We start from the raw sequence: 12,205 nt of genomic DNA, 5'->3' as shown, positions 1-12,205 counted from the left end.
AGCCTGCTCGCGATAGCGGCTTAACATTCAATATCTCTGTTGAATGACAGACCGCAATCGCGAGCAGGCTCGCTCCTACAGTGGTTTTATGTTGTTGGATAGTTCCGGGCAAATGCCTGCAGTTGCGGGTAGAACAACCTGAAGTCCTCGCTCAACGGTTCATACAACCGCCGCAATTCCTGCATCGCTGCCGCCAGCTCTTCCGGCCGGGTCAGGCGCCGCGAGATCCCGCGCAACACCTGCTCCAGCACTTCGAATTCCTGATACGACCCCAACCAGTCATTGGCCACCATGTGCGGCGCAATCTTCGCCAGCCGCTCCGGCAGTTGTCGTTCGCTGGACAAAACCTGGTAAACGTCCGAGGTAAACAACGCCAGAGGCCGGTCGGCATACAGCGTCCAGTCCCGGGCCAGGCAATGGTCGAAAAACACGTCGAGCACGATCCCCGCGTAGCGTCGACGGGTCAGGGAGAAACGCGACAACGCGACGTCCACCAGCGGATGGCGATCAGTGAACACGTCGATGCTGCGGTGCAGTTGGATGGCCCCCTCGATTTCCGGAGCGAACTGCCCTTGCAGCCGTCCCTTGACGAAATCGCCATACAGACTGCCGAGCAATTGACCGGGACGCTGACCACCGAGGTGAAGATGTGCGAGATAGTTCATGGGCGCAGCTTAGCACTGCCCCCTTGTCTTGTTACACTCAACATATCGTTATAACTCGATATACCGAAATGTGAGCGGATGAGAGCAAAATCATATTTGTATATCGCGAAATACCGATTTAAAGTTCGCCTCATCGCGATATAGCGTTTTAAACATCACGAGCCCACATCATGACCATGAATCTCGACGAAATAATAAAAGCCCTGGCACACCCGGTACGGCGAGAAATCCTGCACTGGCTCAAGGACCCGACCGTCGAATTTCCCGACCAGTCCCACAGTAACGAGCACGGCGTCTGCGCCGGGCAGATCGATCAACGTTGTGGCCTGTCGCAGTCCACGGTGTCCGCACACCTGGCAACCCTGCAACGCGCCGGCCTGATCAGCAGCCGCAAAGTCGGCCAGTGGCATTTTTTCAAACGCAACGAGGAAACCATTCAGGAGTTCCTCAAAACCTTCAGTAAAGAGCTCTGACCCTTAACGTCAGCCAGCCAAAAGGAAATACCCATGCCCCTCTCGCTACTCATCCTGGCCTTGAGCGCTTTCGCTATCGGCACCACCGAGTTCGTCATCATGGGCCTGCTGCCCAACGTGGCAGCCGACCTCGGTGTGTCGATTCCTGGTGCCGGCTGGCTGGTGACCGGTTACGCCCTGGGCGTGGCCATCGGCGCACCATTCATGGCGCTGGCCACCGCCCGACTGCCGCGCAAGGCCGCCCTGGTAGCGTTGATGGGCATCTTCATTGTCGGCAACCTGCTCTGCGCAGTGGCCGGCGACTACGATGTGCTGATGTTCGCCCGTGTGGTCACCGCCCTGTGCCACGGCGCCTTCTTCGGTATCGGTTCAGTGGTAGCCGCCGGCCTGGTGCCTGCGAACAAACGCGCTTCGGCCGTGGCCCTGATGTTCACCGGCCTGACCCTGGCCAACGTCCTCGGCGTACCGCTGGGCACCGCCCTCGGTCAGGAAGCTGGCTGGCGCTCGACCTTCTGGGCCGTGACCGTGATTGGTGTGATTGCACTTATAGGCTTGATCCGCTTCCTGCCGGCCAAGCGTGATGAAGAAAAACTCGACATGCGCGCCGAACTGGCCGCACTCAAGGGCGGCGGCATCTGGCTGTCCCTGAGCATGACCGCGCTGTTTGCCGCCTCGGTGTTCACCCTGTTCACCTATGTCGCGCCGCTGCTGGGCGAAGTCACCGGCGTCTCGCCCCGTGGCGTGACCTGGACCCTGATGCTCATCGGCCTGGGCCTGACGGTCGGCAACATCATCGGCGGCAAGCTGGCCGACAAAGGCATGGCTGCGACGCTGATCGGCGTGTTCATCACCATGGCCGTGGTGTCCACCGTGCTGACCTGGACCAGCGTCGCGCTGATCCCGACCGAAATCACCCTGTTCCTCTGGGCCACCGCGTGCTTCGCCGCCGTACCGGCGCTGCAAGTGAACGTGGTGACCTTCGGCAACGCCGCACCGAACCTGGTGTCGACCCTGAATATCGGCGCTTTCAACATCGGCAACGCCCTGGGTGCCTGGGTCGGCGGCAGTGTCATCGCCCACGGCTTCGGCCTGACCAGCGTGCCGCTCGCCGCAGCCGCACTGGCGGTACTCGCCCTGCTGGTGACCCTGATTACTTTCCGTCAGAGCGGCAATCCCGATCTGGCCCCTGCTACCAACTGATCAACCATTACCTCACGAGGGTTGCTTTAAATGACGACTATTTTCGATCCGATCAAACTGGGCGACCTCGAGTTGGCCAACCGCATCATTATGGCACCGCTGACCCGCTGCCGCGCCGATGAAGGCCGCGTACCCAACGCGCTGATGGCCGAGTACTACGTACAACGCGCCTCCGCCGGCCTGATCCTCAGCGAAGCCACATCGGTGACGCCGATGGGCGTCGGCTACCCGGACACCCCGGGCATCTGGTCCAACGATCAGGTGCGTGGCTGGTCCAACGTGACCAAGGCAATCCACGGCGCGGGCGGCAAGATCTTCCTGCAACTGTGGCACGTGGGTCGCATTTCCCACGGTTTGTACCTGAACGGTGAAGCCCCGGTCGCGCCGAGCGCCATCCAGCCCAAGGGCCACGTCAGCCTGGTTCGTCCGTTGGCCGACTTCCCTGTCCCGCGCGCCCTGGAAACCGCTGAAATCGCTGACATCGTCGACGCTTACCGCGTCGGAGCCGAGAACGCCAAGGCGGCCGGCTTCGACGGTGTGGAAATCCATGCCGCCAACGGTTACCTGCTCGACCAGTTCCTGCAAAGCAGCACCAACCAGCGCACTGACAACTACGGCGGCTCCCTGGAGAACCGTGCCCGCCTGCTGCTGGAAGTGACCGACGCGGCGATCGAAATCTGGGGCGCCGGCCGTGTGGGTGTGCATCTGTCACCACGCGCCGACCTGCATGACATGGGCGACGACAACCTGGCCGAAACCTTCACCTACGTCGCTCGCGAACTGGGCAAGCGTGGCATTGCCTTCATCTGCTCCCGTGAGAAAGAAGGTGCCGACAGCCTCGGTCCGCAACTGAAGGAGGCCTTTGGCGGCCCATACATTGCCAACGAGCGTTTCACCAGGGACAGCGCCAACGCGTTGCTCGCCAGCGGCAAGGCCGATGCGGTCGCCTTCGGTGTACCGTTCATTGCCAACCCTGACCTGCCAGCGCGTTTGCAGGCTGACGCGCCGCTGAACGAAGCGCGTCCGGAGCTGTTCTACGCCAAAGGCCCGGTCGGTTACATCGACTACCCATCGCTGTAATCAGCAACCGTTGAAACGCAAAAGCCCCGACTCGAAAGAACCGGGGCTTTTTAATATTTGACGGTTTGACACTATCCACTGTGGGAGCGAGCTTGCTCGCGATGGCGGCGTAACCATCAACGAAGACGTCAACTGACACACCGCTATCGCGAGCAAGCTCGCTCCCACAGGGGCCGCGATCATCGGCAGGTGCTCACAGACTCGACACAAATTCCCTACAAAATACTGAGCTTGCTACCTGTCAACCTGCCGAGCGTGAGTATATAAAAGCACCCCATTGTCGAAGAGCGCGTGAAGAACTGTTCATCTGCGGCCTCAACGGTTGACACACAAGGCGCTAATTACGCATTTTGCTTTATTTACGCAGGCTGGGGCTGAAGCGCAACAAATCCAGCCCCGTATCGACCCAACGCTCGGCTTCGGTGTGCAATTCAAAACTGTCGGGGGCCAGCAACCACTGGTACAGAATGCCGTCTATATAAGCATGCAAGCTGATCGCGGCGCGGGCGGTGTCGAGGTTTTCCGGCAACTGGCCGCGATTCACGGCATTTCTCAGGGCCAGGCCGATCCGTACATTGCATTCGAGGCTGGCTGACACGCGCTGCTGGCGCAGGTCGCACATTTCATCGGTGAATTCGCACTTATGATAAAGAATCTCATTGATGCGGCGGGTTTTCGGGTCCAGCGCAATTTGATGAAACAAATGAATCAACAGTTTGCGCATGCAGCCCAGGGGATCCAGTTCGTCTTCGCTCTCGCTGGCCTTGGCCATTTCTTCCAGCGGCTCATGCAAGGTGTCGAGCATGGCCTGTACCAGATCCGCCTTGTTGCTGAAGTGCCAGTAAATGGCCCCTCGAGTGACACCGGCCAGGGTCGCGATGTCCGCCAGGGTCGTGCGCGCCACACCTCGCTCGAAAAAGGCCTTTTCGGCCGCCTCGAGAATTTGTGCGCGGGTTTCCTGAGCTTCCTCTTTGGTACGACGGACCATGGCAGTACAACCTCAATCAGGGTGCTTCAGCGATGTCTGAATATCAGCTGAATAAAAGTGGGGCGAACGTTCTGGGGGGCGTCCCGGGCCTGCATTTCCAACCTTTCAACGGCTTGTGTAACGGCGTTGATACGCAGCCCGGGTATTTACAAACAGCCATGTACGTAAGTATATTCATTAGCAAGCTACTTATCCACTCGGTAACCACTTTTCAACCTTCCACCTTTCTAGTGCGCTCCTTGCGCGCCTGACCCGAGGATTTTCATGCAATTCAAGCCAGCTGTTACCGCTCTGGTCGCCGCCTTCGCCCTGGCATCGCTGCTCAGCGGATGCAAAAAGGAAGAGGCAGCACCGGCCGCCCCACCGCCTCAGGTCGGCGTCGTGACTCTGCAACCGCAAGCTTTCACCCTGACGTCCGATCTGCCAGGTCGTACCAGTGCGTTCCGCATTGCCGAAGTTCGCCCGCAGGTCAACGGCATCATTCTCAAGCGTTTGTTCAAGGAGGGCAGCGACGTCAAGGCCGGCCAGCAGCTCTATCAGATCGACCCCTCGGTCTATGAGGCAACGCTCGCCAGCGCTGAGGCCAACCTGCGTTCGACCAAATCGATTTCCGACCGCTACAAGCAACTGGTCGACGAACAAGCCGTAAGCCGTCAGGAATACGACACCGCCGTGGCCAACCGCCTGCAATCGGAAGCCGCGCTGCAAACCGCCCAGATCAATGTGCGCTACACCAAGGTCTATGCCCCGTTGACCGGCCGTATCGGCCGTTCCTCGGTGACTGAAGGCGCGCTGGTCAGCAATGCCCAGGTCGACGCAATGGCGGTGATTCAGCAAATCGACCCGATCTACGTCGACGTGACGCAGTCCTCGGTCGAGTTGTTGCAACTGCGCCGCGAGCTGGAAAGCGGTCGCCTGCAAAAAGCCGGTGACAACGCGGCCTCGGTCAAGCTGACCCTCGAAGACGGCAGCGAGTACACGCTGGACGGCAAGCTGGAATTCTCCGAAATCTCGGTTGACCAGACCACCGGTTCCGTCACCCTGCGCGCGATTTTCCCGAACCCTGATCACACCCTTCTGCCTGGCATGTTCGTGCACGCCAAGTTGCTGGCCGGTGTGAACAGCGCGGCGATTCTGGCCCCGCAGCAAGGCGTGACCCGCGACCTCAAGGGTACCCCGACCGCACTGGTTGTCGGCCCGGACAACAAGGTCGAACTGCGTCATCTCAAGGCCAACCGCACCGTCGGTAACCAATGGCTGATCGAAGACGGCCTGAAGGCCGGCGATCGACTGATTACCGAAGGTCTGCAATTCGTCAAACCCGGCATCGAAGTCAAGGCCAGTGAAGCGACCAACGTAGCCGTAAGGAACCCGGCCCCCGCCCAGGTAGCTGATAAAGCGTCTGGCGACAAAGGGGAGTAAACCATGTCGAAATTTTTTATCGACCGTCCGATTTTCGCCTGGGTAATCGCCCTGGTGATCATGCTGGTCGGGGCTCTATCGATCCTCAAACTGCCGATCAATCAATACCCGAGCATTGCGCCGCCAGCGATCGCCATTTCCGTTGCCTATCCGGGTGCTTCGGCACAGACCGTGCAGGACACCGTGGTTCAGGTGATCGAGCAGCAACTCAACGGTATCGACCACCTGCGTTATGTCTCGTCGGAAAGTAACTCCGACGGCACCATGACCATTACCGCGACCTTCGAGCAAGGCACCAACTCCGATACCGCGCAGGTTCAGGTCCAGAACAAGCTGAACCTGGCCACCCCGCTGCTGCCGCAAGAAGTGCAGCAGCAAGGTATCCGCGTCACCAAGGCGGTGAAGAACTTCCTGTTGGTGATCGGCGTGGTGTCGCGTGACGGCAGCATGACCAAGGACGACCTGTCCAACTACATCGTGTCGAACATGCAGGACCCGATCTCGCGGACCGCCGGTGTCGGTGACTTCCAGGTGTTCGGTTCCCAGTACGCCATGCGGATCTGGCTCGACCCGGCCAAGTTGAACAAATTCAACCTGACCCCGATCGACGCCAAGACCGCCATCGCTGCGCAGAACGTCCAGGTGTCGTCCGGCCAGCTCGGCGGCCTGCCGGCCCTGCCCGGCACCCAGTTGAACGCGACCATCATCGGCAAGACCCGTCTGCAGACCGCGGAGCAATTCGACAAGATCCTGCTCAAGGTCAACAAGGATGGCTCCCAGGTTCGCCTCAAAGATGTCGCCGAAGTCGGTCTGGGGGGTGAGAACTACAGCATCAACGCCCAGTTCAACGGTGCCCCGGCATCCGGCCTGGCGGTGAAACTGGCCACCGGTGCCAACGCTCTCGATACGGCCAAAGCCCTGCGCGCGACCATCGACAACCTCAAACCGTTCTTCCCGCAAGGGATGGAAGTGGTGTTCCCGTATGACACTACTCCGGTGGTGACCGAATCGATCAAAGGCGTGGTTCACACCCTGGTCGAAGCGGTCGCACTGGTGTTCCTGGTGATGTTCCTGTTCCTGCAGAACTTCCGCGCCACCATCATCACCACGATGACCGTGCCGGTAGTATTGCTGGGTACATTCGGGATCCTCGCGGCAGCCGGTTTCAGCATCAACACCCTGACTATGTTCGGTATGGTGCTGGCCATCGGCTTGCTGGTGGACGACGCCATCGTCGTGGTGGAAAACGTCGAACGGGTGATGAGCGAAGAAGGCCTGTCACCCAAGGAAGCCACCAAGAAATCCATGGGCCAGATCCAGGGCGCACTGGTGGGTATTGCCCTGGTGCTGTCGGCGGTGCTGCTGCCGATGGCGTTCTTCAGCGGTTCCACCGGTGTGATCTACAAGCAGTTCTCGATCACCATCGTCTCGGCCATGGCCCTGTCGGTACTGGTTGCACTGATCTTCACCCCGGCGCTCTGCGCGACCATGCTCAAGCCGATTCCGAAAGGCGAGCACGGCACCCCGAAACGCGGCTTCTTCGGCTGGTTCAACCGCAACTTCGACCGCGGCGTCAGAAGCTACGAGCGTGGCGTGGGCAATATGCTCGCGCAAAAGGCCCCGTACCTGCTGGCCTACCTGATCATCGTCGTCGGCATGATCTGGCTGTTCACCCGTATTCCAACGGCGTTCCTGCCGGAAGAAGACCAGGGCGTACTGTTTGCCCAGGTGCAGACCCCGGCCGGTTCCAGCGCCCAGCGCACCCAGGTGGTCGTGGACGAGATGCGTGAATTCCTGCTGCGTCCGGGCAAGGATGGCGGTGAAGGCGATGCGGTGAACTCGGTGTTTACCGTAACCGGCTTCAACTTCGCCGGCCGTGGCCAGAGTTCGGGTATGGCGTTCATCATGCTCCGGCCGTGGGACGAGCGTAACGCCGACAACAACGTGTTCAAGGTAGCGGCCCGCGCCCAACAGCATTTCTTCACCTTCCGTGACGCCATGGTGTTCGCCTTCGCGCCACCGGCGGTACTGGAGTTGGGTAACGCCACCGGTTTCGACGTGTTCCTGCAGGACCGCGCCGGCATCGGCCACGACAAACTGATGGCTGCACGCAACCAGTTCCTCGGCATGGCCGCGCAAAGCAAGATTCTGACTCAGGTGCGTCCGAACGGCCTGAACGACGAACCGCAATACCAACTGGAAATCGATGACGAGAAGGCCAGTGCCCTGGGCATTACCATCGCCGATATCAACAACACCCTGTCGATTGCCCTGGGCAGTAGCTACGTCAACGACTTCATCGACCGCGGTCGCGTGAAAAAGGTTTACGTGCAAGGCCAGCCAGGCGCTCGAATGAACCCTGAAGACCTGCAGAAGTGGTACGTGCGCAACAGCAGCGGCACCATGGTTCCGTTCTCGGCGTTCGCCAGGGGCGAGTGGATTTACGGTTCGCCGAAACTGGCCCGCTACAACGGCGTGGAAGCGATGGAAGTCCTCGGGGCCCCGGCGCCTGGCTATTCCACCGGTGAAGCCATGGCCGAAGTCGAAGCCATCGCGCAGAAGCTACCGGCGGGTGTCGGTATTTCCTGGACCGGTCTGTCGTACGAAGAACGTCTGTCCGGTTCGCAAGCGCCAGCGCTGTACGCCCTGTCGCTGCTGATGGTGTTCTTGTGTCTGGCGGCGTTGTATGAGAGCTGGTCGATTCCGATCGCGGTGATGTTGGTGGTGCCGCTGGGGATCATCGGTGCATTGATGGCCACCAGCCTGCGCGGTTTGTCCAACGACGTGTACTTCCAGGTAGGTCTGTTGACGACCATTGGTCTGGCGGCGAAAAACGCCATTCTGATTGTCGAATTTGCCAAGGAACTGCACGAACAAGGGCGTAGCCTGCGCGATGCGGCAATTGAAGCCAGTCGCATGCGTCTGCGACCGATCATCATGACCTCGCTCGCCTTCGTTCTGGGTGTGGTACCACTGGCGATATCCACCGGCGCGGGTTCCGGTAGCCAGCATGCAATCGGCACCGGTGTGATCGGCGGTATGATCACGGCCACTGTGCTGGCGATTTTCTGGGTCCCACTGTTCTTCGTCACCGTGTCGTCCATTGGCCAGCGTAAAATCGCCGACCAGGATGACGCCATTGAAACTCCTCAAGAGGCTGGCTAATGAGCAAGTCGCTACTCTCCCTGGCAGTCGCCGCCTTCGTGCTCGGTGGCTGCTCGCTGATACCTGATTATCAGCAGCCCGAAGCGCCGGTGGCGGGCCAATACCCGCAGGGCCCGGCGTATTCGCCGGCCCAGGCACCGGCGCAAGCCGCTGCCGAGCAGGGCTGGAAGCAGTTTTTCCATGACCCGGCGCTGCAACAGCTGATCCAGGTTGCCCTGGAAAACAACCGTGACCTGCGTGTCGCGGCCCTGAACATCGACGCGTTTGCGGCGCAGTACCGCATCTCCCGTGCCGATCTGTTCCCGGCCGTCTCGGCCAACGGCACCGGCAGCCGTCAGCGCGTTCCGTCTAACGCTTCGCAGACCGGCCAAACCGGCATCGTCAGCTCCAACTCGGCCACAGTCGGGATCAGCGCCTATGAACTCGACCTGTTCGGTCGGGTTCGCAGCCTGAACGAAGAAGCGTTGCAGAAGTACTTCGCCACTGAAGAAGGCCGCCGCAGCACACAGATCAGCCTGGTGGCCAGCGTGGCCAATGCCTACCTGACCTGGCAGGCCGACCAGGAACTGTACAAGCTGACCCAGGACACCCTGGCCACCTTCGAGGAGAGCTACAAGCTCACCGCCCGCAGCAACGAAGTCGGGGTCGCCTCGGCCCTGGACCTGGCGCAGTCGCGTACCTCGGTGGAAAACGCCCGTGCGCAACTGGCCAAGTACACCCGTCAGGTCGCCCAGGACGAGAACAGCCTGGTGCTGCTGCTCGGCACCGGTGTCCCGGCCAACCTGCAAGCGGCCAAACCACTTGACGACGACCTGTTGAGCGACGTGCCGCCCGGCCTGCCGTCGGACTTGCTGCAACGTCGTCCGGACATCCTTCAGGCCGAGTACAACCTGAAGGCCGCCAACGCCAACATCGGCGCGGCGCGGGCAGCGTTCTTCCCGAGCATCAGCCTGACGGCCAATGCCGGCACCCTGAGCCCGGACCTGTCCGGCCTGTTCAAGGGCGGTTCGGGCACCTGGCTGTTCCAGCCGCAGATCAACCTGCCGATCTTCAACGCCGGCAGCCTGCGCGCCAGTCTGGATTACTCGAAAATCCAGAAAGACATCGGCGTGGCGAACTACGAGAAGTCCATTCAAACAGCCTTCCAGGAAGTCGCCGACGGCCTGGCCGCCCGCGAGACTTACGTCCAGCAGTTGCAGGCACAGAAAGATTTCGTCAGTGCCAACCAGGAATACTACCGCCTGGCCGAGCGTCGTTACCGCATCGGTGTCGACAGCAACCTGACCTTCCTCGATGCCCAGCGTCAGCTGTTCAGTGCGCAACAGGTGTTGATCACCGACCGCCTGGCGCAGCTGGTCAGCCAGGTCAATCTGTACAAGGCACTGGGTGGTGGCTGGAACGAACAAACGGCAAAGAACGAGCCGTTGAAAGAAGAAGCGCCGAAGATGAAGTATTTCTGATAGCGCTGTGAAAACACGGAGCCCACCTTTTTGGTGGGCTTTTTGTTGGCTGCGAGAAAAGTTGCGTTGTCAGTGATGGCACCATCGCGAGCAAGCTCGCTCCCACATTGGATCTTCAGTGTGAACACAGTTTTTGTATTCAACACCAATCCCCTGTGGGAGCGAGCTTGCTCGCGATGAGGCCGGTGCTGACACCATAAAACACTGCGTCATGTTGCGTTCGATAATCGCCCAAAACCCGCTTTTTACGATTGAACCATCCAGTACATTCCACGCACCATCCGAACCACAAAACCAATAACAACAGGTTCGACACCATGCCCCCGCGCCTTGCCCTCTCCGGCTGATCCGCTTCGTTTGTACTGATTTCGAAAATTCGTCTGCAACCCCGGGTTGCGGCATCACCGCGCTTCATCCCCAAGAATTAGAGAGACCCGAGCTCATGACGTCTTCCACCGCGCAGTATTTCGTACCCAGCCTGATCGTCGCCGCCCTGGCCAGCGCCGCCCTGCCCGCCTATGCCGAAGAGTCGGGCTTCGTCGATGGGGCCAAGGTCAACCTGAACCTGCGCAACTTCTACATCAACCGCAACTTCACCAACCCGACCAAGGCCCAGGGCAAGGCCGAAGAGTGGACGCAAAGTTTCATCCTCGACGCCAAATCCGGGTTCACCCAGGGCACCGTCGGGTTCGGCATGGATGTGCTCGGTTTGTATTCGGTGAAGCTTGATGGCGGCAAAGGTACCGGTGGTACGCAACTGCTGCCGCTGGATCACGACGGTCGCCCGGCAGACAACTTCGGCCGCACCAACGTGGCGTTCAAGGCCAAGCTGTCGCAGACCGAAGTGAAAGTCGGCGAGTGGATGCCGGTACTGCCGATCCTGCGCTCCGACGACGGTCGCTCGTTGCCGCAAACCTTCCGCGGCGGCCAGATCACGTCGAAGGAAATCAATGGCCTGACGCTCTACGGCGGCCAGTTCCGCCAGAACAGCCCACGGGACGACAGCAGCATGGGCGACATGTCGATGACCGGCAAAGCGGCGTTCACCTCCGACCGTTTCAACTTCGAGGGCGGCGAGTACCTGTTCAATGACAAGCGCACCCAGATCGGTCTGTGGAACGCCGAGCTCAAGGACATTTACAGCCAGCAATTCGTCAACGTGATCCACAGCCAGCCGCTTGGCGACTGGACCCTGGGCGCCAACCTGGGCTTTTTCTACGGCAAGGATGACGGCAGCGCCCGGGCTGGCGAGCTGGACAACAAAACCATGTACGGCTTGTTCTCGGCCAAGTACGGCGGCAACACGTTCTATGTCGGCCTGCAGAAACTCACCGGCGACAACGCCTGGATGCGGGTCAACGGCACCAGCGGCGGCACCCTGGCCAACGACAGCTACAACTCCAGCTACGACAATGCCCGGGAACGCTCCTGGCAGGTACGCCACGACTACAACTTCGTCGCCCTCGGCGTGCCGGGCCTGACTCTGATGAACCGCTATATCAGCGGCGACAATGTGCACACCGGCAGCATCACCGATGGCAAGGAATGGGGGCGTGAAAGTGAACTGGGCTACACCGTGCAGAGCGGTGCGCTGAAGGACCTGAACCTGAAATGGCGCAACTCGACCATGCGTCGCGACTACAGCAACAATGAGTTCGATGAGAACCGCGTGATCATCAGCTATCCGATCAGCCTGTTGTAAACACAATCCCCTGTGGGAGCGAGCTTGCTCGCGATGGCGGTGTATCAGGC

Annotated in this window: 9 protein-coding genes; 7 read left to right on the top strand and 2 right to left on the bottom strand. The window is 60.2% G+C overall.

Annotation, left to right across the window (positions count from 1 at the left end):
• Positions 1–86: 86 nt before the first annotated feature.
• Positions 87–665: an acyl carrier protein phosphodiesterase gene (locus AC1DU9_RS28260; protein ID WP_223463815.1), complete on the bottom strand. Its 579-nt coding sequence runs from the start codon at positions 663–665 to the stop codon at positions 87–89.
• Between the two features lie 170 nt (positions 666–835).
• Here AC1DU9_RS28260 and AC1DU9_RS28255 point away from each other — a divergent pair, with 170 nt between their 5' ends.
• Genes AC1DU9_RS28255 through AC1DU9_RS28245 form a run of 3 tightly spaced genes read left to right on the top strand, consistent with a single transcriptional unit; the run spans position 836 to position 3,418 of the window.
• Entirely contained in the window at positions 836–1,138 is a 303-nt protein-coding gene (locus tag AC1DU9_RS28255) for an ArsR/SmtB family transcription factor (RefSeq protein ID WP_223463814.1), read from the top strand.
• 33 nt (positions 1,139–1,171) lie between these two features.
• Entirely contained in the window at positions 1,172–2,338 is a 1,167-nt protein-coding gene (locus AC1DU9_RS28250; protein ID WP_223463813.1) for an MFS transporter, read from the top strand.
• Positions 2,339–2,368: 30 nt separating this feature from the next.
• Positions 2,369–3,418 (top strand): alkene reductase, encoded by a 1,050-nt coding sequence (locus tag AC1DU9_RS28245; RefSeq protein ID WP_223463812.1) that lies wholly within the window; start codon positions 2,369–2,371, stop codon positions 3,416–3,418.
• A 355-nt stretch (positions 3,419–3,773) separates the two neighbouring features.
• On the opposite strand, the gene emhR is transcribed toward AC1DU9_RS28245, so the two are convergent.
• On the bottom strand, positions 3,774–4,406 hold the full coding sequence (gene emhR, locus AC1DU9_RS28240) for an efflux system transcriptional repressor EmhR (protein ID WP_223463811.1): 633 nt from the start codon (positions 4,404–4,406) through the stop codon (positions 3,774–3,776).
• A gap of 264 nt (positions 4,407–4,670) precedes the next feature.
• Between emhR and AC1DU9_RS28235 the strand changes: the two genes are divergently transcribed.
• From AC1DU9_RS28235 to AC1DU9_RS28220, 4 genes are all read left to right on the top strand, one after another.
• Complete coding sequence (locus AC1DU9_RS28235; RefSeq protein ID WP_223463810.1) at positions 4,671–5,828, top strand: efflux RND transporter periplasmic adaptor subunit; 1,158 nt, start codon at positions 4,671–4,673, stop codon at positions 5,826–5,828.
• A gap of 3 nt (positions 5,829–5,831) precedes the next feature.
• On the top strand, positions 5,832–8,993 hold the full coding sequence (gene emhB, locus AC1DU9_RS28230; RefSeq protein ID WP_223463809.1) for an efflux RND transporter permease subunit EmhB: 3,162 nt from the start codon (positions 5,832–5,834) through the stop codon (positions 8,991–8,993).
• Positions 8,993–10,453 (top strand): efflux RND transporter outer membrane subunit EmhC, encoded by a 1,461-nt coding sequence (emhC, locus tag AC1DU9_RS28225; protein WP_223463808.1) that lies wholly within the window; start codon positions 8,993–8,995, stop codon positions 10,451–10,453. The genes emhB and emhC overlap by 1 nt, the downstream gene beginning before the upstream one ends.
• 442 nt (positions 10,454–10,895) lie before the next feature.
• A complete protein-coding gene (locus AC1DU9_RS28220; protein WP_223464016.1) occupies positions 10,896–12,155 on the top strand; it encodes an OprD family porin in 1,260 nt (419 codons plus the stop codon).
• Positions 12,156–12,205 lie beyond the last annotated feature (50 nt).

The organism is Pseudomonas sp. P4_C1, assembly GCF_056402155.1.
Note: the sequence above shows the minus strand (reverse complement) of the source record. Positions and strands in the feature narration are given on the sequence as shown.